The sequence below is a fragment of the Candidatus Photodesmus anomalopis genome (assembly GCF_000731785.2).
Lineage (GTDB): Bacteria > Pseudomonadota > Gammaproteobacteria > Enterobacterales > Vibrionaceae > Vibrio > Vibrio anomalopis.
In genome coordinates this window covers 84,903-111,030 of the sequence record NZ_JGVJ01000010.1, presented here as the reverse complement: position 1 = coordinate 111,030, position 26,128 = coordinate 84,903, and the positions used below count along the sequence as shown (strand labels likewise).

The 26,128-nt window shown below is 30.8% G+C and carries 23 protein-coding genes and 1 other RNA gene; 8 read left to right on the top strand and 16 right to left on the bottom strand.

The genetic code is table 11. The features are described 5' to 3' along the window. Positions 1–18 precede the first annotated feature (18 nt). From epmA to CF66_RS01145, 6 genes are all read right to left on the bottom strand, one after another. Complete coding sequence (gene epmA / locus CF66_RS01170; protein WP_016503639.1) at positions 19–990, bottom strand: elongation factor P--(R)-beta-lysine ligase; 972 nt, start codon at positions 988–990, stop codon at positions 19–21. A 95-nt stretch (positions 991–1,085) separates the two neighbouring features. Then, a complete protein-coding gene (locus tag CF66_RS01165) occupies positions 1,086–1,691 on the bottom strand; it encodes a transglycosylase SLT domain-containing protein (RefSeq protein ID WP_016503640.1) in 606 nt (201 codons plus the stop codon). A 2-nt stretch (positions 1,692–1,693) separates the two neighbouring features. Next, entirely contained in the window at positions 1,694–3,265 is a 1,572-nt protein-coding gene (gene gshA, locus CF66_RS01160; RefSeq protein WP_016503641.1) for a glutamate--cysteine ligase, read from the bottom strand. A gap of 521 nt (positions 3,266–3,786) precedes the next feature. Continuing rightward, positions 3,787–4,233, bottom strand: a complete 447-nt coding sequence (gene dksA, locus CF66_RS01155; RefSeq protein WP_016503642.1) for an RNA polymerase-binding protein DksA — start codon at positions 4,231–4,233, stop codon at positions 3,787–3,789. 317 nt (positions 4,234–4,550) lie between these two features. Beyond that, positions 4,551–5,828, bottom strand: a complete 1,278-nt coding sequence (locus CF66_RS01150) for an HlyC/CorC family transporter (RefSeq protein WP_034411275.1) — start codon at positions 5,826–5,828, stop codon at positions 4,551–4,553. Positions 5,829–5,950: 122 nt separating this feature from the next. Further along, positions 5,951–6,742, bottom strand: a complete 792-nt coding sequence (locus tag CF66_RS01145; RefSeq protein WP_034411272.1) for a cytochrome C assembly family protein — start codon at positions 6,740–6,742, stop codon at positions 5,951–5,953. Positions 6,743–6,925: 183 nt separating this feature from the next. Between CF66_RS01145 and ffh the strand changes: the two genes are divergently transcribed. The 5 genes from ffh (at position 6,926) to rplS (ending at position 10,373) form a co-directional block, all read left to right on the top strand. Beyond that, positions 6,926–8,266, top strand: a complete 1,341-nt coding sequence (ffh, locus tag CF66_RS01140) for a signal recognition particle protein (protein ID WP_016503645.1) — start codon at positions 6,926–6,928, stop codon at positions 8,264–8,266. 121 nt (positions 8,267–8,387) lie between these two features. Next, positions 8,388–8,642, top strand: coding sequence for a 30S ribosomal protein S16 (gene rpsP / locus CF66_RS01135; RefSeq protein ID WP_016503646.1), 255 nt, complete (start codon positions 8,388–8,390; stop codon positions 8,640–8,642). Between the two features lie 21 nt (positions 8,643–8,663). Then, entirely contained in the window at positions 8,664–9,197 is a 534-nt protein-coding gene (rimM, locus tag CF66_RS01130; RefSeq protein WP_016503647.1) for a ribosome maturation factor RimM, read from the top strand. A gap of 35 nt (positions 9,198–9,232) precedes the next feature. Beyond that, positions 9,233–9,982 (top strand): tRNA (guanosine(37)-N1)-methyltransferase TrmD, encoded by a 750-nt coding sequence (trmD, locus tag CF66_RS01125; RefSeq protein ID WP_016503648.1) that lies wholly within the window; start codon positions 9,233–9,235, stop codon positions 9,980–9,982. 31 nt (positions 9,983–10,013) lie between these two features. Then, positions 10,014–10,373, top strand: a complete 360-nt coding sequence (gene rplS, locus CF66_RS01120) for a 50S ribosomal protein L19 (RefSeq protein WP_016503649.1) — start codon at positions 10,014–10,016, stop codon at positions 10,371–10,373. A gap of 171 nt (positions 10,374–10,544) precedes the next feature. On the opposite strand, the gene coaE is transcribed toward rplS, so the two are convergent. The 4 genes from coaE to can all read right to left on the bottom strand — a co-directional run bounded on the left by coaE (position 10,545) and on the right by can (position 13,805). After that, the gene (gene coaE, locus CF66_RS01115; protein ID WP_016503650.1) at positions 10,545–11,159 is read right to left on the bottom strand and encodes a dephospho-CoA kinase; all 615 of its coding nucleotides are present in this window, start codon (positions 11,157–11,159) and stop codon (positions 10,545–10,547) included. Further along, the gene (locus CF66_RS01110; protein WP_034411461.1) at positions 11,159–12,025 is read right to left on the bottom strand and encodes a prepilin peptidase; all 867 of its coding nucleotides are present in this window, start codon (positions 12,023–12,025) and stop codon (positions 11,159–11,161) included. The genes coaE and CF66_RS01110 overlap by 1 nt, the downstream gene beginning before the upstream one ends. Before the next feature lie 333 nt (positions 12,026–12,358). Further along, positions 12,359–12,979 (bottom strand): LuxR/HapR/OpaR family quorum-sensing transcriptional regulator, encoded by a 621-nt coding sequence (locus tag CF66_RS01105; RefSeq protein ID WP_034411269.1) that lies wholly within the window; start codon positions 12,977–12,979, stop codon positions 12,359–12,361. Between the two features lie 184 nt (positions 12,980–13,163). Further along, positions 13,164–13,805, bottom strand: a complete 642-nt coding sequence (can, locus tag CF66_RS01100; protein ID WP_016503653.1) for a carbonate dehydratase — start codon at positions 13,803–13,805, stop codon at positions 13,164–13,166. A gap of 746 nt (positions 13,806–14,551) precedes the next feature. On the opposite strand from can, the gene zapB reads away from it, so the two are divergent. Together zapB and ffs are read left to right on the top strand one after the other, a co-directional pair. Next, positions 14,552–14,809 carry a cell division protein ZapB gene (zapB, locus tag CF66_RS01095; protein WP_016503654.1) on the top strand — a complete coding sequence of 86 codons (258 nt, stop codon included), beginning with the start codon at positions 14,552–14,554 and terminating at the stop codon, positions 14,807–14,809. 209 nt (positions 14,810–15,018) lie between these two features. Then, positions 15,019–15,112, top strand: an RNA gene (gene ffs / locus CF66_RS01090) — signal recognition particle sRNA small type. A 47-nt stretch (positions 15,113–15,159) separates the two neighbouring features. Here ffs and fadR read toward each other — a convergent pair. Both fadR and CF66_RS01080 read right to left on the bottom strand, forming a co-directional pair. Beyond that, entirely contained in the window at positions 15,160–15,999 is an 840-nt protein-coding gene (gene fadR / locus CF66_RS01085) for a fatty acid metabolism transcriptional regulator FadR (protein WP_016503655.1), read from the bottom strand. Between the two features lie 150 nt (positions 16,000–16,149). Then, a complete protein-coding gene (locus CF66_RS01080) occupies positions 16,150–18,399 on the bottom strand; it encodes a heavy metal translocating P-type ATPase (protein ID WP_016503656.1) in 2,250 nt (749 codons plus the stop codon). Positions 18,400–18,661: 262 nt separating this feature from the next. Here CF66_RS01080 and gltX point away from each other — a divergent pair, with 262 nt between their 5' ends. Next, the gene (gltX, locus tag CF66_RS01075) at positions 18,662–20,077 is read left to right on the top strand and encodes a glutamate--tRNA ligase (RefSeq protein WP_016503657.1); all 1,416 of its coding nucleotides are present in this window, start codon (positions 18,662–18,664) and stop codon (positions 20,075–20,077) included. 123 nt (positions 20,078–20,200) lie between these two features. Here gltX and groL read toward each other — a convergent pair whose 3' ends face one another. From groL to CF66_RS01055, 4 genes are all read right to left on the bottom strand, one after another. Continuing rightward, positions 20,201–21,853, bottom strand: coding sequence for a chaperonin GroEL (gene groL / locus CF66_RS01070; protein WP_016503658.1), 1,653 nt, complete (start codon positions 21,851–21,853; stop codon positions 20,201–20,203). Positions 21,854–21,916: 63 nt separating this feature from the next. Then, positions 21,917–22,207, bottom strand: coding sequence for a co-chaperone GroES (locus CF66_RS01065; RefSeq protein ID WP_016503659.1), 291 nt, complete (start codon positions 22,205–22,207; stop codon positions 21,917–21,919). A gap of 476 nt (positions 22,208–22,683) precedes the next feature. Beyond that, positions 22,684–24,831, bottom strand: a complete 2,148-nt coding sequence (gene pta / locus CF66_RS01060) for a phosphate acetyltransferase (RefSeq protein WP_016503660.1) — start codon at positions 24,829–24,831, stop codon at positions 22,684–22,686. A gap of 37 nt (positions 24,832–24,868) precedes the next feature. Next, the gene (locus CF66_RS01055; protein ID WP_016503661.1) at positions 24,869–26,068 is read right to left on the bottom strand and encodes an acetate kinase; all 1,200 of its coding nucleotides are present in this window, start codon (positions 26,066–26,068) and stop codon (positions 24,869–24,871) included. Positions 26,069–26,128: the final 60 nt, after the last annotated feature.

The window sequence follows — 26,128 nt, the reverse complement described above, 5'->3', positions numbered from 1 at the left end:
GTTAATTATAATGTAAATTCATGCTTTATAAAATGGGAAGGCCATTACTTGATCAATATTATCACAGCCTAACGCAAGCATGACTAATCGATCTATACCTAAGGCTACACCCGAACAATTTGGCAAACCAGATTGAATTGCATCAATTAAATGATAATCAATAGGGTTACTTGGTAAACCCATATCTATACGAAGAAGATTATCATGTTTAAAACGCGCTAACTGCTCTTTAGGATTATTAAGTTCATAAAAACCATTAGCTAATTCAATACCATTAAAATATAACTCAAAGCGATCTGCTACCCTTTTATCATTGGCATTGATTCTAGCAAGTAAGGCCTGTGAAGATGGAAAATTATAAACAAATATAGGAACTTGTTTATCAAATGTCTTTTCTACAGCAAAACTAAATAGTAATTGAAGTAACATATCCCTATTTGTTAGCAAATTAGAACTATCATGCAAACCAAACCTCAGTGCAGCTTGTTGTAACTGTTCTATAGGATCTTCCAATGGACATATCCCTAAAGCATCGATAAAAGCTTGTTGATAACTAATACGTTCTGCTAATCTGGAATTTAAAATTAACTGAAGTAATTCATCCACTTCATCCATAAGTTGATGATGATTAAAGTCTACTCTATACCACTCTAACATTGTAAATTCTGGACTATTATGAGAACCACTCTCATTATTACGAAATGATTTACAAATTTGATATATAGAACCAGACCCTGCTGCTAATAAACGCTTCATATGAAACTCGGGACTAGTTATTAAATATATTGGAGTCCCATTAGTATAATTAGGACCAATAAAGGATGTTTTAAAACTACTAAGATGAATATCTGTTACTGTTCTATGACTTAAAGATGGAGTATCTACTTCCAAAATACTTCGTTTAGAGAAAAACGCACGAATATTATTAATAATAGTACTACGTTTTTTTAATTGTTCAATTGTTGCTGTAGGTTTCCAAGTTAATTTCATTCCAAATTATTTCCAGCTTTAAATACTATTTTCGTATTTAGATTATGTTACATTTCTATAGTTTATGGAAACTTTAAGTATAGCCTGATTTAGAATTACCAGAATGACCAATAACGATTAGTATCTATTTTTTTTTGACATTTTTTTAATTGCCAACCATAATCTCTTGCCTGTTCTTCCACTTTTTTCGCGATATTTTTTAAAAATAAATTTGATTGATACCTTTTCTGTTTGTAACCACGTCTGCCTTCATGATATGCAATATACTGATTATAAGAATCCCATTTAGATATCCCTAATTGTTTTTGAGTTTCATTAATATACCAACCGATAAACATAATAGAATTATCAAAATTTGTCCTACTAGCACTTGAATTGATTTCATTCTGAAAATCTTTCCAAGTAGAATCTTTTGCTTGTGCATACCCATAAGCAGTACTTAGTCTCCCCCATGGTATAAAACCTAAAATATACTTCTTTGGAGGACGAGCATTATGCTTATAGTTGCTTTCTTGTGCCATAAATGCCATTGCAATATGAATTGGAACCCTAAATTTTTTTTTCATTTTAACAGCAGCAGCATACCAGTTTGGTTTTTCCTGAAAAATTGCACATATATCGTTTTTTTGTTTTGGTGGTGAACTGACACAACCGGAAAATAAAATAGTACAAATAACTACATATAAACACTTTAATTTCATAACTACCTTTTTAAATATGAAAAATATTCTTCTAGATATTCATCAAAACTTTGAATATCAGTTTTCTCCTGATTAGCCTGAGCATATCGAGAACGAACAACTTCATTTTCTAGCTCTTGGCTAGAATATACCTTATATCGATGATTGAGATATGTAGAACGATACTGCTCTCCCAATCTATAACCTACCTCTTTAAAACTACCATATCTCTTAGTCATTTCCAATAATTGACCTGAAACTGTCAATTCCGGATCATTAATCCAAGAGCTTAGCTTAGTACAAATATCTTGATATTCGGTACTAGAATGAACAATGTCCATAGATTTAGCAATTAATAATAAATCCTTGAATATATCTTTAGCGCACTCTTGAAGAGTAATTATTTTTTCATAATGATAATCAATACGTAATTCAAGTCCTATCTTACGACCTTGAAGAACAACTTTTCTCCAATTATCACAACAGTATATAAATTCAGAATAATCCATGTGATCAGAATCAATTAATGATGCCCATGTTAGAAATATGTCTAAAAAACAAATTTGTTCTTTAGTAATACCAATTGGGCTATATGGATTAATATCCAATGAACGAACTTCAATGTACTCAACTCCAAAATTCTTTAATGCTTCTGCAGGTTTTTCTCCATTCTTAGCTATACATTTAGGACGAATTGGTGTATATAGCTCATTTTCAATTTGTAATAAATTGCTATTCAATTGACGATGCTCACCATTTATTTTGACACCAATTTTTCTAAAATTTTCAGAAGGCATTCTAATAGCTTGATTTAAATCATTAAGATATTGCTCTAGTGTATTTAAACTAATTTTAAATGAATTTTGAAAACTATTGATATAACCAAGGTCACTTAGTCGTAATGATGTAGCTTTTGGTAAATACAAAGTTTTACCGATATTTTTAAATGGTAATGTAACATTTTTATCTTTGACAAACGATGAACATAAAGCAGGAGATGCACCAAAAAAATAAGGAATTAACCAACCAAAACGATAATAATTTCTAATTAATCCAAAATATGTTTTAGACTTACTTAATCTTCTTGAAATATTATCTTGTTCTCCAAACAAAGCATCCCAGAAGCTATCTGGAAATGAAAAATTAAAATGTACACCTGAAATAATTTGCATAAGACTGCCATAACGATATTTTAAACCTTTCCGATATAACATTTTCATTTTAGCTGAATTAGAAGAACCATATTGAGCTAAATTAATATCATTTTCATTGCTAATATGACAAGGCATTGATAACGGCCATAATCTTTCTTTACCTAATTTCGTTTGAGTAAAATGATGCATATCTTCTAATTGAGACAATAACACTGAAATATCATTTGAAACAGGAGTGATAAATTCTAAAAGAGACTCAGAAAAATCTGTCGTTATCCACCTATTAGAGTAAGCTGAACCTAGTCCTTTAGGATGTGGTGTTGTTGCTAATCTTCCATTCTTATAGCAGCGTAATGCCTCACGTTCTATACCACGAGTATACTGTCTAAAAACGTCAAGATTCTTCAGTAGTAAATTGAGTCGAGCAATAAAGTTAGACAAAATTTAATTCACTTATTTTAATTTAAATAGTTAAATTTATACTTAACCTAACTAAATAAAAAACCAATTATTTAATGATAACTTTAAAAGATAATCAAGCCATGCAAAAACTCACCATATATTAGTACCAAAATCTTATGAAACAGCGATATGATATTTAGTCCTAGTCCTATTGCACACAATTGATAATAAAATTAAAAACTTTATTTACTAAACAAAGATGAAAATAGGATAGACTTATATGAACAAGATTTTATGAGATTATTTTTATCGGCCTTAAATCGTTGAATAGATTATTGAAATTAAATACAGAAAAACTAGACCTTATTTCTGAATGTACAATTTTTAACTTACTTGTGGTTAAAAATTGTACCCGGCTCCTTTACTAAATAGGAATGCTTATAAAGTATAATATAAATTAATTTCAATCAGTTTAAAAAAGGCTAGAAAAATTATTCAAAAGAGCTAACAATCAAATTAAAGAAAAATACTTTTAAAATCTATCTTTCTAATTAAATAAATTAACCTTGCATTTGTTTCTCTTTAATTTCCTCAAGTGTTTTACAATCAATACAAAGATCAGCTGTTGGACGAGCTTCTAAACGGCGCACACCAATTTCAATACCACAAGACTCACAAAAACCAAAATTATCATCCTCAATCTTAGTTAAGGTTTTTTCTATCTTCTTGATTAAACGACGTTCTCGATCCCGATTTCTTAACTCAAGACTAAACTTTTCTTCTTGAGAAGCACGATCAACTGGATCTGGGAAATTTGCTGCTTCATCTTGCATATGATGAACTGTTCGATTGACCTCTTCTCTAAGTTGATTTCTCCAAGCTTCTAAAATTCTTGTAAAATGCTGAACTTGCTCATTTGACATATATTTTTCGCTTAACCTTTCTTGATAAGGCTGAACCCCAGCAAGCGCTAGAATGCCTAGCGATTTTTTCTTTAATCCTGGCAAAACAACACCCCCCCAAATTAACACTAAGTCAAAACGCCGTGAGTAGCTCATTTCAAGGTAACTATTTCTATATAAATAACAATAACCTAGCGAATAAACTTACTGTTAATGTTGAAGGATGATATTATTACTTCAAATTTATATCGCTATGAGATAACTTACCTTACATTGATCAAGTTAAGCTCAATACCATAGTATAAATTATAACACTTTTGCTCATTCTTAAACAAACCACCTACCCATAGAACTCATATGTTAATATTCTAGTTTGAATTTAAATAATTGCAAAATAATTATCTCAAACTTTTCCCTCATCATTAATAATTTTTATTTAATCTTGGAAATACTCGAACTAATTTAATTCTGTTGTCTTTAAGTTCAATTATTTCCATCGGATAGTTTGCAATTTGAATACTTAAATGACTTTCAGGAATATCTTCCAAATGCTCTAAAATTAAACCATTTAATGTCCTGGGGCCGTCAGTAGGTAATTCCCATTTTAGCCCTTTATTCAAGCTACGAATATTAACACTACCTTCAACTAAAAAACTACCATCAGACTGTTCTATTATTTCTTCAGATAAACTAGGAGCGATAGAAGTAGTAAATTCACCAACAATTTCTTCCAAGATATCTTCTAAAGTAACTAAACCATTAATATCACCATATTCATCTACGATAAGACCTATACGTTCTTTGTTACGTTGAAATTGAAATAATTGAACATTTAATGGAGTACATTCTGGAATAAAATATACCTTATCAGCAGCGCGTAATAGAGTTTCTTTATTATTAAATTCATTTTTTTCTAACATAAAACGATAGGCTTCACGAAGACGTAATACTCCTACTACTTCATCAATTTGATCACGAAAAAGCACAATTCTTCCATGTGGAGAATGTGTTAGTTGACGTACGATTGATTTCCAATCATCATTAATATCAATAGCAGTAATTTCATTACGAGGAACCATAATATCATTCACAGTAACATGCTCTAAATCTAAAATAGAAATTAGCATATCTTGATAATGATGAGGAATAAGATCTCCAGCATTATTAACTACAGTTCTTAGCTCCTCAGAACTTAGATGGTCACTAATATTATATTGAGTTTGAAAACCTAGTAATCGGATAAAACTATTGGCAATAAAATTAATCAATATTACAAGAGGAGAAAACAGTTTCATCAATATGCTTAAAAAAATACTACTAGCATAAGAGATAGGGCCAGGGTAAAGTGCTGCAATAGTTTTAGGTATAACTTCAGCAAAAACTAATATAATAAGTGTTAATGTTCCAGTTGCAATAACTACTCCAAAATCACCATATAATCGCATACCAAGAATAGTGGCAATAGCTGAAGATAAAATATTAACAAGATTATTTCCAATAAGAATTAAACCAATTAAACGATCTGGTCGAATAAGTAACTTTTCGACCCGTTTAGCACCTTTATGACCACTATTAGCAAGATGTTTTAAACGATAACGGTTAAGGGACATCATACCTGTTTCAGAACCGGAAAAATAACTAGAAATTATAATTAAGCAAATGAGTATAACAAATAATAAACTACTGGAAACAGTATCCAAAATGCATATGTCCCTTATTAAATATTAAATTATAATTAAGCGGACAAGTATAACAAAAAATTAAAAATATTAATTTTAAAATCCTATCCATTTTAACCATATAATTTATATCTAACTAACTATTAAAGAATAATTTCTAGAATGAAACGGCTCCCAAAATAAGCAAGTGTTAACACTATAGATCCAGCGACTGAACACCAAGCAACTTTTTTCCCTCTCCAACCTTTGTAATAATGACCTAAAAGCAAAATGGAATAAATAAACCAAGCAATAAAAGATAATATGCCTTTATGTACCTTGCTTTGTGCAAATATATCCTGAACAAAAATGAAACCAGTTAGTAACGTTCCCGTTAAAAGTATTGTTCCAATAGAAATTATTTTAAATAATTGTCTTTCAACCATCATTAAAGGAGGAAGATTTGGATTAATAACTAATACTTTTTTAGCTTTCAATTGATAATCAAGCCAATTCAACTGAAGAGCGTATAAAGCCCCAACAGTTAATGTAGAGTATGAAAACAGTGCAAGAGAGATATGTACCAAAATTTTAGGGTCATTTTCTAAATGAGTAATAAAGGTGCTTGGTAAAAACATGACTAAAGACAGATTAATAACAGAAAAACTATACACAAAAGGCAACAAAAACCAAAGCCTTATTTTCAGCATTGCTATACTCATGACAAGGGAAATAATAAAACTAACCAATAAAGCTACATTAAGAATACTTAGATTTTGTCCATCATCAATCCAAATAAGATTAGCTACTAAAAATCCATGAAGTACCAGTGCCAACAAAGCGCTAATCAAAGCGACATTAGAGCGAACACCTACTTGATATACTAATCCTAGGATAATAATTGCTGTAGAAAACACGTAAAATACAGCTGCAATAATAGCAATTAAATTGTACATTTATTTTACAAATTTAATGGTGTGATAATATAATTATACCCTGCATCAAATCTGTAGGTTATTGTAGTAGACGAGGGATAAAATCCATAGCGAAATTATAATGTCAATATGATAAGTATAACTGAACGAATAGGTATTGTATACTTTATTTAATTCCTGTTACTAAAAGCAAAGGTTATTAATATGTTTGAAAATTTAACTGATAGATTAACCAAAACTCTAAAATATATCACTGGAAAAAATCGACTAACTCAGGAGAATATAAAAAGCACTATAAGTGAAGTACGAGTAGCACTACTTGAAGCAGATGTTGCACTTCCCGTTATACAGGATTTTATAAAAAATTTACAACAAAAAGCAATAGGTATTGAGGTTTCTAAATCTTTAACTCCTAGCCAAGAATTTATTAAAATTGTACAAGCTGAACTTGAAATGATTATGGGCAACTCTAATGAGACATTAAATTTACTTGCTCAACCACCAGTAACTATTTTAGTAGCAGGTTTACAAGGTTCAGGGAAAACAACTAGCGTCGCGAAATTGTCTCGACTATTGCTGGAAAAACATAAAAAAAAGGTACTAGTAGTTTCTACTGATATCTATCGTCCAGCAGCTATCAAACAGCTAGAAGAACTAACCTTTAATATTTCTGTAGATTTTTACCCATCATTTAACAACCAAAACCCAATTGATATTGCTAATTCTGCTCTGCTTCATGCAAAGAAAAATTTTTATGATGCTCTTTTGATTGATACAGCTGGTCGATTAGCTATTGATGCTCAAATGATGGATGAAATTAAAAGTCTCCACAATGTCACTAAACCAACTGAAATGCTATTTGTAGTTGATTCAATGACTGGTCAAGATGCAGCTAATATAGCAAAAGAATTCAATAACCAACTACCACTAACAGGAATTATTCTGACAAAAGTTGATGGTGATGCTCGAGGTGGTGCTGCACTATCAATACGTAGCATCACTGGAAAACCAATCAAATTTTTTGGAATCGGAGAAAAAACTCATGATTTGGAAGCTTTTCATCCCAAACGAATAGCATCTCGTATTTTAGGTATGGGAGATGTATTATCTCTTATTGAAGAGATACAGCAAAAAGTTTCCAATGAACATACTAAAAAATTAGCTAAGAAATTAAAAAAACAAAAAGGATTGAATTTAGAAGATTTTCGAGAACAACTCAAGCAAATGAGTAATATTGGTGGCATCAAAAATATAATTGATAAATTACCACAACTAAGCCATCTATCTAGTAATATTGAAAATCAAATTGATAACGATATGTTTAAACAAATGGAGTTCATTATTAACTCTATGACTATAAAGGAACGAAGATATCCTGAAATTATAAAAAGCTCAAGAAAAAAACGCATTGCCGCAGGTTCTGGCACTAAAGTACAAGATGTTAATTATTTACTAAGGTATTTCAATCAAACGAAAAAAATGATGCAAAAGATGCGGACTAATGGGATGATGCAAAATATCATGCGTGGTAATTTTAATCTTTAGTTGTAATTATTTAAAAAAACATTGCAATAAACACAAATTAGAGTAAACTTCTTCGGAATCAGATTGAAATATACTGTGTTTATCTAGTAATATTCTTATAAAAAATGCAAAAGGAAGACGTATGGTAACCATTCGCCTAGCACGTCATGGCGCAAAAAAACGTCCTTTTTATCAAGTTGTAGTGGCGGTTGCAAGCAGAGCTACAACTGGTAAGTTTATTGAGAAAGTAGGTTTCTTTAATCCTATTAATCAGGATAAGAGGAAAAACTTATTTTTAAAGACACTGCGTATCAACCACTGGATTAGTAAAGGTGCTTCTGTATCTACTCGAGTAACAAAGCTTATCAAAGATTTTGAAAAAATAACTAAAGATTAATTTTTTCTGAGTTAATTAATAGTGAGTAGAAAAAAATCTCGAATTACTGTAGGTAAGTTTGGTTCTACCTTTGGGTTTCTTGGTTGGATTAAAATTTTTTCTTATACAGATCACGCTAAAAACATACTTAACTATCAACCTTGGCTTATTAAACAGAAAAGTGAATGGAAACAGTTTCAATTAGAACAATGGAGATACTCTTACAAAAATATTATAGTAAAAATAAAGGAAGTAGACACCAAACAACACGCACTTACTTTGACAAATTGTATAATTTATATCCATTCTTTATCATTACCAAAATTATTAGCACGGGATGAATTTTACTACCATGAATTATTTGGTATGAAGGTTGTAACAGTCCAAGGTTATAGTTTGGGTATCGTCGTAGATATACTAGAAACTGGTTCCAATGACGTATTAGTGTTACAAGCGCCTGTTGGGGATGCTTTTGGAAAGAAAGAACGTTTAATTCCCTTTCTCAATGGAGAAGTTATAAGACAAATTTCTCCGAATATTCAAGAAATCAAAGTTAATTGGGATCCTAATTTTTAAAATTCAAGTTATATATAGTTCAGGGAAAGGAATATATGTGGATTGGTATCATTAGCCTGTTTCCTGAGATGTTTCGCTCCATTATAGATTTTGGGATCACATCTAAAGCGATCAGGAAAGGAATAATATCACTTAATATTTGGAATCCTCGTGATTTTACTAGTGATAAGTATTCTACTGTAGATGATAAACCATATGGTGGTGCTCCTGGAATGTTAATGCTAGCTGAACCTTTAAGGAAAGCTATAAAATTAGCTAAGCAAACTTCACCAGGTATGATAAAGACTATTTACCTTTCCCCTCAAGGACGTAAACTCAACCAAGCTAGAGTAAATGAACTTGCTTTGTCTAAAAATCTACTTCTTGTCTGTGGTCGCTATAAAGGTATTGATGAACGTATTATAGAGTCAGATATTGACGAAGAATGCTCAATTGGAGATTTTGTAATGACAGGAGGAGAAATACCAGCCATGGCATTAATTGATGCAGTATCACGGTTTATTAATGGCGTACTCAAAAATAATTCATCAGTGAAAGAAGATTCTTTTTTTAATGGCTTGTTAGATTGCCCACATTATACACGTCCTAAAATATTAGATGGTCAAGAAGTACCAATGGTATTAAGATCTGGCAACCATAAAAAAATTCGTCTATGGAGATTAAAACAATCTCTAGGAAAAACTTGGCTTAAAAAGCCAGAACTTTTGGAAAAGCTATCCTTAAGTCAGGAACAAAAAGAATTACTAGCTGAATTTATTAAAGAAAATCATCTACAAAAAATATAACCTATTTTATTTATATCTAGGAATTTTAAAAATGAGTGAAATTATAAAAGCTCTTGAAAAAGAACAAATGAAACAAGATTTACCTAAGTTCTCATCAGGTGATACTGTTGTTGTACAAGTAAAAGTAAAAGAAGGTGAACGAAGACGCTTACAGGCTTTTGAGGGTGTTATAATTGGTATTCGTAATCGAGGTTTAAATTCTGCATTTACTGTTCGTAAAATATCCAGTTCTAATGGTGAAGGTATTGAACGTACATTTCAAACTCATTCTCCGATTATAGACAGCATCCAAATTAAACGTCGAGGTGCAGTACGTCGGGCAAAACTATATTATTTACGTAAGCGTTCTGGTAAATCTGCTCGTATTAAAGAAAAACTGATTAAGAAGTAAAAATAAATAAATTTGGAAATAGAATGTTTACTAAGGTTTCCGATTTACTCAAGGTAAGATATTGGATAATAGTCTTACTATAAATAAGACAAAAAATGGGTTCTATATTTACATACTTAAAAGTATACAGTAAGTAGTAATTATTTTATTATACTTTCTTATTGTTCTTTATTAGCTTGGTGTTTGTTTTTTAAGAATTGTTAAATATTTTTTATGTAATGCAGTAATCTTATATGATAATGCTTTCTCACTTTCGTTATTATTTTTAATTACATCATCAGCAAAAGAAAGTCTTCGTTTCCTATCACTTTGTGAAAAAATAATAGCTCTAACTTCTTGTTCAGAAATATTATCACGCTGAATAGTTCGCTTGACTTGAACTTGCTCATCTACATCGATTACCAAAATTCTATCAACCATATCTTGTAAAGACCTTTCTACTAATAATGGTAGAACAAGTAAAACATATAACGATTCTGCTTTTTCTAATTCTAAACGTATGCCTTCGAGAATCATTGGATGCAAAAGTTGATTAAGCCAATGTTTACTTTCATGATTAAAAAAAATTATCTTTCTTAATAAAGAACGATTAAGATTTCCATTAGAAAGTAAGATTTTTTTACCAAAGTATTTTGCTATAGCTTCTAAACCAGGAGTACCAATCCTAACAACATACCGTGCAATGAGATCAGCATCAATAATATCAATATTAAATAGTTGATTAAAATAATTAGCTACAGTAGTTTTTCCACTTGAAATACCACCAGTTAATCCAATAATATACATTAAATTAATTCTATAACTGCATCGAAATACCAAGCAATAATTGGTTCACCAAATATTAAGCTTATCCAACCTGCTATAACAAGGAAAGGACCAAAAGGAAACGCTTCATTGTTTTTTTTAAATCGAAATTGACTTATACCAAAGCACAAACCAATTAATGAAGACAGAAAAACAACCATTGGTAAATATTGCCAACCTAACCAAGCTCCAAGTGCTGATAATAACTTAAAATCTCCATATCCCATAACATCCTTTCCTATTCCAAGTTTAAACAACCAATAAATATTCCATAAGAATAGATAACCTACTATTGCACCAATTGTAGAATCTTTTAAAGAAACAGGACTAATGTTCATTAATGCTAATAATATTCCAGACCAAACCAAAAATAAAGTTAACTGATCAGGTAACAACATAGTATCTAAATCAATAAATGCAATAATAATTAAAATAAAATTAAAAAATAATAATGAGATAGAAAAAAAACTAAATCCAAAATGTGTAGCAATTAAAAAACTTGTTATTGCACTTAATAATTCAATTAAAGGATAACGAAAACTAATAGAATTGCCACAACTATAACATTTACCTTTGAGCATTAGCCAACTGATAATCGGAATATTATCAATTAATCTCAATTGAGTGTTACATTTTCTACACTTAGAAGAAGGAGAAATAAGTGAATACTCACAATCAGAAAGTATAATTTTATATTCTGGAAAAGATGTTGAACATTCCTTTCTCCATTCATATTCCATAATAATTGGTAATCGATAAATTACAACATTAAGAAAACTTCCAATAATTAATCCAAACACTGTTGCTAATGAGGGAAATAGCCAAGGAAAGTAATTAAATAAACTTATAATACTACTCAAAAATTAACGCCTCATTAATATCAAATCAATCCTGAATCCAACTAATTAATTAACTTAATCTAATATTTATTATTAAATTAATAGATGCAAAGGAAGATATCCTTTATATATTTTTTATAAAACGAAATAAATTATAAAATACTATATCGATATTCAATAATGAGCAACTTTAATAGGTAATAGAGAAATATTTATCAACTAAACAAAAGTCAAGGAATTAAAAAACAAAAAATGATTTGTTCATTCTCACTATAAAAAGTACTAATAAAAAACAGAATTTATGATAATATGTAGAATATAAAATAGTTTTATTAAATTAAATTAATACCCTTTTGATTCATAAATACAAAGCATATTAAGGTAACTATCAGTTAGTTTATTCATTGCAGCTTCATTTGGAACTCGGTTAGCTTGTACAAATAATGAATAACAGATTCCATGGAAAAGTGTTGCTATTGCTTCTGATTCAAGATTATCGGAGATCTCTCCACGATCTATTCCTTTAATAAAAATATTCTTCACTAACATTTGATTAGTGCGATTTGTTGATACAAATAACGGCCAAACCTCATCGCGAGTAGATGCACTCCATTCAAACCAAACCTTTAACCAATAACAATTCTGAATAACTAAATGGACCATTTCTCGAGTAATATTACGCAAATTTACTTTAACATGTAAATCTAGATCAATATTATCTGATAAGAAATTTGAAAATTGACGAACAACATAATTTAGCACATCATCTACTAAATCTTCACGAGTAGGAAAATAATTAAATACCGTAGCAACTGATACTTGCGCTATTTCAGCAATATCAGCATGTCCTCCTCGACCAATCCCCCGTTTTGCAAATACTTCCAATGCAATTTCCATTAATTGCAATTTACGCTTTTGAGGAGAAAAACGAGTGCGTATCCTTCTTTTAAGTATCGAATCCATCTTTTTTATCCTTGCTAATATAAGTTATTATTTTCATTGGGCTAACCTCCCAATAATTATGTATTAATTAATATCTAAACACGAGTGTAATAGCGCATATAGATCAGGTCAATGTTGGAAAGAACTATTTGGAATACTACTTTATGTTACCTTACAAAAGTATTTTGAAATTAAAGTTTATCTATTATTCAATAATTTTACTCATAACAGTTTGATAGGAATCTTCTAATGATTCTTTATTTGAACAACTCATTCCAATATCTTTAAGTTTACCATTATAAATACTATAAATAAGACCATGTATTTTAAGTTGTTGACCACGTTCCCATGCATTTTTTATAATTAATAATCTTCCTAAATTGTACACTTGCTCAGCGATATTGATTTTACATAGTTTATCTGCCTTTTTTTTTTCAGGTATCTTTTTTAACCAATTTTGGTGTTTTAAATACAGTGCACGAATATAAAATAACCAATCATTAATTAAGCCTAATTGAATATTTTGTACAGCAACATTAATACCTCCGCAGTCATAATGACCACAAATAATAATATGCTTTACTTGAAGTATATCTACAGCATATTGAACTACAGAAATACAATTTAGATCGGTATGGATAACTTGATTTGCTATATTTCGGTGTACAAATAATTTACCAAGAGATAAACCTGTAATCTGCTCTGCAGGAACTCGACTATCAGAACATCCAATCCATAAAAAATCTGGAAATTGCCCTTTTTTAAGCTCATTGAAAAATTCAGGACGCTCTGAATTAATTGAATTAGACCATATCACATTATTTTTTAAAATTTGTTTAATGTTCAAATCCTATTCCCTTTTCAATGTTAATTGAACTTTTTTATTCTAAATGCCATTTAATTCTCATTACCTAAAAAGTATAATTTGCTTTTCTAAAATATAGTGTGAAAATTAGTTATATACAAAATATGAATTCATTTACTTATAAATACTAACAAATATCAGTCTATTTATATGCATATTTTTTTAGATAGACAATTATTAAACATTTATTAAGCAATAGAAATTATTTTAATAAAAGGTTGTTTGAATAAGCTAAGTGTAAGAAAAAACCGTTATTAATAAGATGTTTCTTTAATTTTTCTATATTAATATATTTTTAATACTCTTCCTTCCAATTTAATCATTATAATAAAAACTGGCAACCCAAACATTTGAATTAAAATATCTGGAATTTATGAAAAATTATTCCTTATTAGAAACATAAAGATAAAATCCTTTCTATTTAAAACTTTTATACTTAATAAAAAAAGTTTATCTGATTTAAAATTTGACTCGCTAGAAACACAGTGCTATTTTTGTTGCAAAAATAAACTATACATAATGATGGCCTACACATTAGAGTTTATTTCTACAATTAACTATCTATTAGAAAAGAAAAAGTACACTAATAACAAAATCATTGATTTATTATTTTGTGTTTAACCTTCAGGTATTATCTAACAATATTTTCAGTTTAACGTGTATTAAAATATACTTCTTTTTAAAAGAAGTATATTTATTAACTTAATAAAAATCTAAGGTAGGTTCATATGTCTTTTGAAGTATTAGAACAATTAGAAAAAAAAATTCAAACAGCAGTTGATACTATCATACTTTTACAAATGGAAATTGAAGAACTAAAAGAAGAAAAAGAACAGCTAACTAAGGAAAAAAATGAACTAAAGGACAATCGAGAAACTTTAGAACTTAAAACACAACAAATACAACAAGAACATACAGCTTGGCAAGATCGTGTTAGAAGTCTATTAAAAAAAATGGATGATCTTGGTAATATTAATACTCCATAATAATAGTCGACTATAGATTTACTAATCTAGATTCAATCAGCTCAAAGCAAAATTTGCTCTTACACAATTCAAAATCTGAAAAGATATATAAATTCTAAAATAGTTAATCTCTTCTTATAAAGAGTATTTTTTTTCTTGTTTTATTCAGTATTATAATTATAATGGATAATGCTTTCCCAGGTTTTTGAAATTAATAAGTAATTCTTGGAGACTCAGTTTTCCGTAACAATAAGCTTGCTCACCTGGTCAGATCTGGAAAGAAGCAGCCAAAGCATGCAGTTTGTGTACGATAGTTGACTAGAGTCTCCTCCCAACTAGATCTCGTAACCTTTTCTTTCAGATTGGTTAGATTAGTTTATATCTTCAGTAAAATCATTCGGAAGTCTTGTTCTCATATTATCCCAAAGATTTAGGTTTTCTGTTCCATAACGATGTATAATAAATGGAATCTTGTCTAAATTTAAATTTTCTGTTCCTGCCAAAAGTTGATTATAAAAATTCAAAGCTAATTTTCTAGCTTCTGGATTTGAAAAATAGTAGCTACCAACACGATCATATATTTTTTTGAAACCATTAAAGATAAAAGCATAAATTTGGTTACCTGAATGAAATGCTAAACGTTGAAACAATAGATAATCATAAAAATTAAATGTTTTCGCAAGCAAAAGAAGTTGACGTTTTTTTTCATCTTTTTCGGTATTTAATGGATGTTTTTGATAATATTCATTGATATATGAGGATGATTTTAGAAATTCATCCCAGTCTGTTACTTCAAACAATAATTCACAAGAATTAATTACATCTGAAATGATTTTTCTGGCTATACTCTTGCTTCTTTTAAAAGCATAAACAATAAAAATTGAACTTATACTAGTTCTAACTGAAATCAAATCTTCAACAATAGAATTAACATTAGCAACATCTAATGTTATTAATGTATCTAAAATATTTAAACTAGATGTTTCCATAAATTGGTTTACTCTAGTAGGTTTACCATGACGAATAGTTAACCACCCATCACGAGCTAAACGTTGAAGTACTTCACGCAATGTTGTACGAGTAACACCAATTAATTCTGAAAGCTCACGCTCGGCAGGCAAAATAGAACCAGGTGGAAACCGACCATTCCAAATACTTTCAACAATATATTTTTCCGCAAATACTGATGGACTTTTTGCCTTAATAACCATTTATTAACTTCCAATTTTTGTATATCGAAATAAAATCATGCATTACTACCTAGTAAGAAAAAGAGATCAGGAATAAAAAGTTTAAAATATATCTATGAGACTAAATTACTTTAGAAAGCAAATTATCTGATATAGTTATATTAATTTATACTAAAATTTAGTTTTAAAGAAACGTAATCGACTTGCATTACTTACTATCGTAATCGAAGAAAGTACCATCGCTATTCCAGCAAAAATTGGATTTAATAGAAAGCCAAATATTGGATAAAGTGCACCAGCTGCAATAGGGATACCTAGAATATTATAAAAAAATGCAGCAAATAAATTTTGCTTTATATTTTTTACAGTTACCTTTGCAATCTCTATGATTCTAAGTACTGATATAAGAGAAGAATTAAGCAAGGTTATATCTGCGCTTGCAATAGTAATATCACTACCATTACCCATAGCAATTCCAATATCAGACTGAACTAATGAAGGAGCATCATTAATACCATCCCCTACCATAGCAACAATATTACCATTTTCTTGAAACTTTTTGATATATTCCAATTTTTTATTTGGTAATACTTCTGAAATAATTTCATCGATACCTAATTGCTTTCCTATAGAGTTCGCTACTATATTAGAATCTCCAGTTAACATTACGGTATGAATGTGTCGTTTTTTTAAAGAATGTATAACTGCAGCTGAATCCCTTTTAATTGCATCTGATATTGCAACTATACCTACTAATTTACCATTAATAGCAACAGCAATAGGAGTCCAAAGATTATCAAAACATTCTCTAATAGCTACTATTGCATTACTAAGAGAAATCTTCTTCTTTTCAAAGTAATTAATAGAAGCAACTAAAATAGTTTTTCCATTTACTTCTGCAGTTATTCCACGACCTTCTAAATTCTTAAAATTACTTGACTGAAGTAGATCAATCTTATTAAGTACAGCATAATTACAGATTGCTTTTGCTAAAGGATGCTCTGAATATTGTTCAGCACTATATACTAATTGTAGAATATGATTAGTATTCTTTGCTATAAAAGAATATATATGTTGTACATTAGGCTTCCCTTCTGTCAAAGTCCCTGTCTTATCAAATACTGCCACATTAATTTTATTAGCACTTTGCAATGTATCAGCATCCTTAATAAGAATCCCCATTTCTGCTGACTTACCCATAGAAACAATAATGGATAATGGAGTAGCCAAACCTAATGCACAAGGACATGCGATAATCAAGACTGTACTAGTAACTACTAACATATAACTAATCTTTGGCTCTGGACCAAATAAATACCAAATAAAAGCTGAAAACAGGGCTACTAAAATAACTACAGGAATAAAAACAACTAATATTTTGTCAACAAATTTAGTAATAGAAGGTTTAGTGCTTCTAGCTTGTCGAACTAATTGAATAATTTTTGATAAAGCAGTACCAGTAGTCATACTCCTTGCTATAATAGTAAGACTTCCACTTTGATTTAATGTCCCTGCTGAAACTGGATTCCCTGTTTTTTTATAAATACCAATAGATTCACCTGTTAGCATCGATTCATCTACGTAAGAACAACCACTAATAACTTCACCATCCACTGGAATTCTTTCACCTGGTTTTACAAGTAATGACATACCTAATTTGATTTTCCTAACAAGAATTCTTCGAACTCCTTTTGGAGTAATTAAGGTTGTATGTTTTGGTTGTAAATCAATAAGATTTTTCAAAGATCGGCTCGTTTGACTTTTTGCTTTTGCTTCTATATAGCGACCTAATGAAACAAAAGCCATAATCATTACACTAGCTTCAAAATAAAAATGCTGAGCTTTTTCAGGAAATAAACTTGGGAAAATAACTAATAACATTGAGTATAGCCATGCTATCCCTGTTCCTAATACAATTAATATATCCATAGTAATACGTTGATGCATAAGTGATCGAAAAGCATTAACAAAAAAATATTTACCTGATATAAAAAATGAAAAGAAACAAATAACGCCTATTATACTCCATACTATTTGAACTTGCGTTGTTTTTAGCAAAATATATTCGTTTAAATATCCTAAAATCATAAACATCATAGCCATGATGAATCCAATTAAAAAATTTCTTTTGTGCAATTGTTTCTGATCTTGTAATATTTGGTTTTTTTGTTTGAATATAATAGCGGAGTCATTATCGAAAAATTCAGCTTGATAACCAAAATTCTTAAGTACTAATAATAAATTATCTTTAAAATGTTTATCGTTTTTTTCAGCAACTAATAGAACACTTTGTTCAAGTAAATTAAATTGAACCTTTTTAATTTTTGGTATAGATAGAATTGTTTTCTCTATACCAGCAACACAAGCACTACAAGTCATTTCATGAATAAACAGATGCATGACATAATTTTTTTCGTTCAAGGTAATAACACCTTAAGTCTTTTTAAAACAATTTGTCTTAGAAAATTTCTTGATATAGTAATAGTAAGTAATAAAATAGTGAAGTTAGACAACTCTTATAAAATGTATAGAATAACATATATAATACACTAAACCCAATTGGTATGCCTTTAGGCTTCTTAAGTTTTACGATTGTAGAAACTTCTTAGAATAATGTTAAAATCCTTCATCTTAATTCCTTACACCAATTATTTAATTTACACAAAAATTATAGGATATCCTCATGAAAGTTCGAACTCGATTTGCTCCTAGTCCAACTGGTTTCCTCCATATTGGTGGAATACGTACAGCACTTTACTCATGGCTTTTTTCTAAAAAATATGCTGGTGACTTTATACTACGTATTGAAGATACGGACTTAGAACGTTCAACTAAAGAAGCTATAGATGCAATCCTTGAAGGAATGACATGGATGGGACTAACATGGAACGAAGGTCCTTACTACCAAACTAATCGTTTAAAACGTTATAATCAAATTATAGATAAACTCATTTTTGAAAATAAAGCATTCAAATGTTACGCTTCTAAAGAACTATTAGAGGAAATTCGTACAGAACAAATACTTAATAAAGAAATACCGCGTTATGATGCAAACCATCCAAAAATTAAACTGTTAAACCAAACTCCAAATGATAATACTCCTCATGTAGTTCGTTTTCGTAATCCAAAAACAGGCAGTGTAGTATTTAATGATAAGATTCGTGGTCGTATTGAAATTCATAATCAACAATTAGATGATCTAATTATCCGTCGATCGGATGGTATACCTACTTATAATTTTTGTGTAGTCGTTGACGATTGGGATATGGGAATTACACATGTCATTCGTGGTGAAGAGCATATTAACAATACACCTCGTCAAATTAATATCTACCAAGCTTTAGGAGCAAAGATACCAATATATGCACACTGCTCTATGATTCTAGGTGACAATGGTGCTAAACTATCTAAACGACAGGATGCTGAATCTATAATGCATTACCGAAATAAAGGCTATTTACCTAATACACTTAATAATTATCTAATTCGCTTAGGCTGGTCTCATGGTAATCAAGAAATTTTCTCAATAGAAGAACTTATTCATTTATTTAGCTTTAAAGCAATTTCTAAATCCTCCGCTATCTTTGATCCTAAAAAATTACTTTGGCTGAATAACCATTATATCAAAACTTCAACACCTGAGTATATAGTCCAACATCTTCAATGGCATCTAGACCAACAAGGTATTAATAAGGACAATGGTCCTAATATCATAGAGGTTTGCAAATTAGTACGTAACCGTTGTAATACTTTAGTTGAGCTAGCTGATCAAATACATTACTTTTATAAAAAATATCCAAATTTTGAAATGAAAATTGCTCAACAATATTTATCTCCAATCGCAAAAAAACCACTACAACTTGCACTTATTAAGGCAGAAAACTTAGCAATCTGGACAACAGATAACCTTAAAAAAATGATTACTGAAATATGCTCAGAACTTAAAATTAAAACTCACAAGATAGGGATGCCACTACGAGTAGCAATAACAGGAAGAAGTGAGTCTCCATCAATTAATGCAATAATGCAACTTATTGGACAGAATCGAGTCATACTTCGAATTAAAAAAGCTTTAGAATTTATCAATAATAAAAGTTAAAAGAAAATCAAGAAAACCCGATACTCAGACTCTTTAGAGTCTGAGTATCAAACTTCATCTATTTCATCTACTTTAATAATAACTTAATATCCGTAGATATAGTATAAACATCATGACATAAAACTACATCATTCCGCCCATACCACCCATTCCACCCATATCAGGTGCTGAAGGTGTTGAAGTTGCTGAAGAAGAATCTTGAGGTTTCTCAGTTACCATAGCCTCAGTTGTAATCATTAGACCTGCAACTGATGCTGCAAATTGTAGTGCAGAACGAGTAACTTTAGTTGGGTCTAAAATGCCCATAGCTATCATATCGCCATATTTCCCTGCTGCAGCATTGTAACCATAATTACCCTCTCCAGCACGAACATTATTAGCAATAACAGACCCTTCATCACCTGCATTATTAGTAATCTGACGAATTGGAGCCTCCATAGCTCTAAGAGCTACACGAATTCCTACATTTTGTTCTTCATTATCTCCTTGAAGTTTCGAAACTTTTGAAGCAGCACGGATTAATGCAACACCACCGCCAGCAACTACACCTTCTTCCACTGCTGCACGAGTTGCATGCAACGCATCTTCTACTCGATCTTTCTTCTCTTTCATTTCTACTTCAGTTGCTGCACCAACCTTAATGACTGCAACACCGCCAGCTAATTTTGCTACACGTTCTTGCAGTTTTTCTTTATCATAGTCTGAAGTTGCTTCTTCAATCTGCTGACGAATTTGGGTAACACGACCTTGGATCATACTTTCTTTACCTGAACCATCTATTATAGTCGAAGTTTCCTTAGTAATTGTTAAACGTTTAGCTTGACCTAAATCATTTAAAGTAACTTTTTCAAGTTCAAGACCAATCTCTTCAGAGATAACCGTACCACCAGTTAGGATAGCAATATCCTGCAACATTGCTTTACGACGATCACCAAAACCTGGAGCTTTAACAGCAGCTACTTTTACGATCCCACGCATGTTATTCACAACCAAAGTTGCCAACGCTTCACCTTCTAAATCCTCAGCAATAATTAATAAAGGACGAGATGCTTTTGCTACTATTTCTAGAATCGGTAAAAGTTCACGAATATTAGAAATTTTTTTATCAATTAATAGAATAAAAGGATTTTCAAGGTCTACAGAACCTGAATCCTGATTATTGATAAAGTAAGGAGATAGATAGCCTCGATCAAACTGCATACCTTCTACCACATCTAATTCGTCCTGTAGACCTTGACCTTCTTCTACTGTAATAACTCCATCTCGACCTACCTTTTCCATTGCTTCCGCAATAATTTTACCTACTGTAGAATCAGAATTAGCAGAAATAGTACCTACTTGTTCAATTGCTTTAGCATCTTCGCATGGCACAGATAGCACTTTTAATTCTTCTACTGCTGCTGCTACTGCTTTATCGACACCACGCTTAAGATCCATTGGATTCATACCTGCAGCTACAGCTTTCAAACCTTCAGTAATAATTGACTGAGCTAAGACTGTCGCTGTTGTTGTACCATCACCAGTAGCATCATTTGCTTGCGATGCTACTTCTTTTACCATTTGTACACCCATGTTTTGGAATTTATCTTCCAGTTCAATTTCACGAGCTACAGACACACCATCTTTAGTAATACTTGGTGCACCAAAAGATTTATCTAAGACAACATTGCGTCCTTTAGGACCTAATGTTACTTTTACCGCATCAGCTAAAACATTTACACCTTCTAGCATTTTAATACGTGCTTCATTACCAAATTTAACATCTTTAGCAGCCATCTTTAATTTTTCCCTTTCTTAATTCGATTTTTATATCTATGCGTTTTGAATCAGAGCAAAAAATTACTCGACAATCGCCATAATGTCGTTTTCAGACATAATCAGAACTTCTTTACCATCAATTTTTTCTGTTTTTGTACCATAACCATCAGAAAAAACAACAACATCACCCACTTTTACATCTAGTGGCTGAAGTCTACCGCTTTCTAGAACACGGCCTTTACCCACAGCTACAACTGTACCGCGAGTTGATTTTTCTGCAGCAGAACCAGTCAAAACAATGCCACCCGCTGATTTAGACTCAACTTCTTGGCGCTCTACAATAACTCGATCGTGTAATGGACGAATCTTCATCAGTCCTTTCTCCTGAAAATTTCTATATGATTTTGATAAATTATGCACTAGTCAAATTAACTGATTTGGAAGTGCCTCGCCGAGAATATGTGGGGTATATTAGATAAATCCAAGGGGTAAAAGTAAAATTTTGTGACCAATACATCAAAAAATATTAATTATAACTAATCTATCACCATTTACAGTAGCTTAGCAGCTGAAAAGGAATATTAAAATAATTCTAGGAAAGATAATGTGTAATATTATAATTATTTAATTACATATCTAATCCTAAAAAATTGCAAGAAATTCTGAGGATATTAAAACTATTCTAAATTTAAAAACACATTGTAGTTAATTATCTAAACAAACATTGTTTCTTAATAATTTTTCTATAAATTTTAATACTTATTGACTGATTAAGTAGATCAAAATTAACTCTAACTTTCTGTCTTTTAACTGAAACATATTTATAAAGATGTTTCTTTTGATAAGAACTAACAGGGTACTGTCTTACTAGCTTGAATTGCAGTCAAAGCAATAGTATAAACGATATCATCTACAAGTGCTCCACGAGATAAATCATTGACTGGTTTTCGCATACCTTGAAGCATAGGACCAATGGATAATAAATCTGCAGAACGTTGTACAGCTTTATAAGTAGTATTTCCTGTATTCAAATCGGGAAATATGAATACGGTTGCCTTACCAGCTACAGGAGAGTTAGGTGCCTTAGAAGCAGCAACATTTTCCATAATAGCAGCATCATATTGCAAAGGGCCATCTATTATAAGATTAGGGCGTTTCTTTTTAGCAATTTGAGTTGCTGTTCGAACTTTATCTACATCAGTACCTTTAGCAGATTCACCTGTAGAGTATGAAATCATTGCTACACGTGGTTCAATTCCAAAATCGGCTGCAGAATCTGCAGATTGAATAGCAATTTCAGCTAGTTGTTCTGCATTCGGATCTGGATTAATTGCGCAATCACCATATACTAAAACTTGTTCTGGTAGCAGCATAAAAAAAATTGAAGATATAATAGATGTACCTGGTGCTGTCTTAATAATTTGAAATGGAGGAATAATAGTATTTGCAGTCGTATGTACTGCACCAGATACTAAACCGTCAACTTCGTTTCGTTCAAGCATCATAGTTCCAAGGAAAACAGAATCTTCTAATTTTTCTCGTGCGACTACTTCCGTCATGCCTTTTCCTTTTCGAAGTTTAATTAAAAGAGAAATATAATCTTCACGCACTTCATCAGGATCAATAATTTCAATTCCAAAACCTAACTTAATACCCTGTTGCATGGCAACACGATGAATTTCTTTAGGATTTCCAAGAAGGACACATCTTGCAATACCACGCTCTGCACAAATAGATGAAGCTTTAACTGTACGTGGTTCAGTACCTTCAGGAAGAACAATACGTTTTTCTACCTTACGTGCATATTCAGTTAAATAGTAACGAAAAGCTGGTGGGCTTAAACGTCGATTTCTCTGAACACCTTCAGATAATGAATTGATCCAGGTAGAGTGAATATGACTAGCAACATGATCGCTAATAAATTCAATACGTTCTTTATCATCAACTAACATTTCAAGATTACAGCTTTCTAAATTTAAAGCTGTTTGCCATGTATTCGACTCTACTTTAAAAATGGGCAAACCAGTTTCAAATGCTGGTTTACATAACTCAAAAATTTTTTTTGGGATACCATAACCACCAGTAAGTAAAATAGCAGCAATTTCAATACCATTTTTTGCTGCTAGTGCAATTGCAACAATAACATCTGGACGATCTCCTGAAGTTACAAGCAAAGCACCTGGTTTAAAATGCTTTATCATATTCGGTAAAGAATGTGCGCAAAAAATAATACTTTTGATACGTCGAGTTTCAATTTCACCTTTATTAATAATTTCGGCACGCAAATGTTTAGCCATATCAACGGCACGTGTCGCTATCAAATTAATATTCCAAGGGATGCATCCAAGAACACGAATGGGACTGGAATTAAAAATATTTATTATCTCAAGATTTACTTGTTGAATTCTATCTTTACTAGAAAAAAAACTAGAAAAATCAAGACGAATACGACCTTCTTCATCAATAGGAGCATTTAGCTTATTAATAATAACACCTGAAATATTTGCATTTTTAGCACCTCCAAAATTTGAAAAAGTAACTTCAACACGCTCCTTCAATTTTTCTAACTCATCAGTATCTGGAATTGCTACAAAAACAATTTCAGCATCAAGTGTTTTTGCAATCTCCGCATTCACTTGATTTGCAAATAGATGTTTTCTAGTTGATACAAGTCCTTCTACAAGAGTAACTTCAGATCTTTTTTTTACTTTATTATATTGCTCCATAACAAAATCGAGAAGCATATCTATTTTTTCATTACCAATTAAATTTTCAGCTGTAGTAATTAAAGTAGGCTCACCTACAACCATATTACTATTTGTTGCAATAATTGTTGAAGTAAGATCAGATTGGTTTCCACCATGACTAAGTTGGGCAATCGGTTTATAGAAAGAAACATTTACACCTTGCCTTTCCATGGCACGAAGGATCCCTATGCTTACACTAGTAAGACCAACTGAAGCACTTGTAGGAATGAGCATTATAGTGCGTGACATCTGTTTGAATACCTATACTATTTATCTAATTTCATATTCAGATACCTAATAAATGAGCAGTCTCTTCCGCAATAATTAACTCTTCATTAGTAGAAATAACGATTGCTGGAATACGACTGTTTTTTTCAGTTATAAACCCTTCACGACCAAAACGAGCTTGTAAATTTGCTTCTTTATCAACTTTAACATCTAATAAACTTAAACGATCCAAAACTTTTTCACGAATTAATGCTGAATTCTCACCTATACCACCAGTAAAAATAATAGCGTTTAAATGTCCATCAAATAATGTGCTATAACCTGCGATATATTTAGCTAATCGGTGACAAAATACTTCTATTGTACGGGTTGCTTCCTTTGTTTTAGCATAATTATTTTCAATAAATCGACAATCAGAAGAACATTGAGTTAATCCAAGAAAACCAGATTCTTTAGTTAACATATGCTCAATTTCTTTCATAGAATAGCCAAGAACATTATACAAATGAAAAATAATCCCAGGATCAATATCGCCGCAACGAGTACCCATTACTAAACCTTCAAATGGAGTTAACCCCATAGATGTATCTACAGATTGGCCAGTTTTAATAGCACAAACTGAAGCACCATTACCTAAATGACAACTAATAATACTTGTTTCTTCAATTTTTTGATCTAATATGCTTGCACATTTACGAGTAATAAATAAATGAGAAGTACCATGCATACCATATCGACGAATACCATGTTCCTTATATAAAGAATATGGTAAGGCGTATAAATAAGATTGTTCAGGCATAGTTTGATGAAAAGCAGTATCGAAAACAGCAACATTTTGAAGTTTTGGAAAAGCTTTTTGAGCTGCTTTAATACCTATAATATGAGCAGGATTATGAAGTGGTGCTAATTTTGAACAATCTTGAATTCCTTTTAGAACTTTATCTGTAATAAGAACAGATTGAGTAAATCTTTCACCTCCATGCACAATCCGATGACCAATAGCCTTCACATTTTTAGAAAGCTCTGTCTTAGAAGAATCTAAAATGCTTTCTACAATAAATGATAATGCTTCTTCATGAATCGCATTATCACTAAGCTTAGCTTCATATTTTCTATGTAATTGCCATTTAATCCTGGCTTCTTTAAGATATAAGCATTCTGCAAGACCACTTAGGTGTTCTATACCACGTTTTGCATCCACAATAGCAAATTTAAGAGAAGAACTACCGCAGTTTAAAACAAATACTAGCTTAGACATGAAAAAAACCTGTATGTTATATTATCTAACAATTAATTAAAATGCAAAAACAAATATAGG

Excerpts from the sequence above, each read along its gene's own strand:
- epmA (WP_016503639.1), bottom strand. The coding sequence starts at position 990 with ATGAAATTAACTTGGAAACCTACAGCAACAATTGAACAATTAAAAAAA.
- CF66_RS01165 (WP_016503640.1), bottom strand. The coding sequence starts at position 1,691 with ATGAAATTAAAGTGTTTATATGTAGTTATTTGTACTATTTTATTTTCC.
- CF66_RS01145 (WP_034411272.1), bottom strand. The coding sequence starts at position 6,742 with ATGTACAATTTAATTGCTATTATTGCAGCTGTATTTTACGTGTTTTCT.
- ffh (WP_016503645.1), top strand. The coding sequence starts at position 6,926 with ATGTTTGAAAATTTAACTGATAGATTAACCAAAACTCTAAAATATATC.
- rpsP (WP_016503646.1), top strand. The coding sequence starts at position 8,388 with ATGGTAACCATTCGCCTAGCACGTCATGGCGCAAAAAAACGTCCTTTT.
- trmD (WP_016503648.1), top strand. The coding sequence starts at position 9,233 with ATGTGGATTGGTATCATTAGCCTGTTTCCTGAGATGTTTCGCTCCATT.
- rplS (WP_016503649.1), top strand. The coding sequence starts at position 10,014 with ATGAGTGAAATTATAAAAGCTCTTGAAAAAGAACAAATGAAACAAGAT.
- coaE (WP_016503650.1), bottom strand. The coding sequence starts at position 11,159 with ATGTATATTATTGGATTAACTGGTGGTATTTCAAGTGGAAAAACTACT.
- CF66_RS01105 (WP_034411269.1), bottom strand. The coding sequence starts at position 12,979 with ATGGATTCGATACTTAAAAGAAGGATACGCACTCGTTTTTCTCCTCAA.
- zapB (WP_016503654.1), top strand. The coding sequence starts at position 14,552 with ATGTCTTTTGAAGTATTAGAACAATTAGAAAAAAAAATTCAAACAGCA.
- fadR (WP_016503655.1), bottom strand. The coding sequence starts at position 15,999 with ATGGTTATTAAGGCAAAAAGTCCATCAGTATTTGCGGAAAAATATATT.
- gltX (WP_016503657.1), top strand. The coding sequence starts at position 18,662 with ATGAAAGTTCGAACTCGATTTGCTCCTAGTCCAACTGGTTTCCTCCAT.
- groL (WP_016503658.1), bottom strand. The coding sequence starts at position 21,853 with ATGGCTGCTAAAGATGTTAAATTTGGTAATGAAGCACGTATTAAAATG.
- CF66_RS01065 (WP_016503659.1), bottom strand. The coding sequence starts at position 22,207 with ATGAAGATTCGTCCATTACACGATCGAGTTATTGTAGAGCGCCAAGAA.
- pta (WP_016503660.1), bottom strand. The coding sequence starts at position 24,831 with ATGTCACGCACTATAATGCTCATTCCTACAAGTGCTTCAGTTGGTCTT.
- CF66_RS01055 (WP_016503661.1), bottom strand. The coding sequence starts at position 26,068 with ATGTCTAAGCTAGTATTTGTTTTAAACTGCGGTAGTTCTTCTCTTAAA.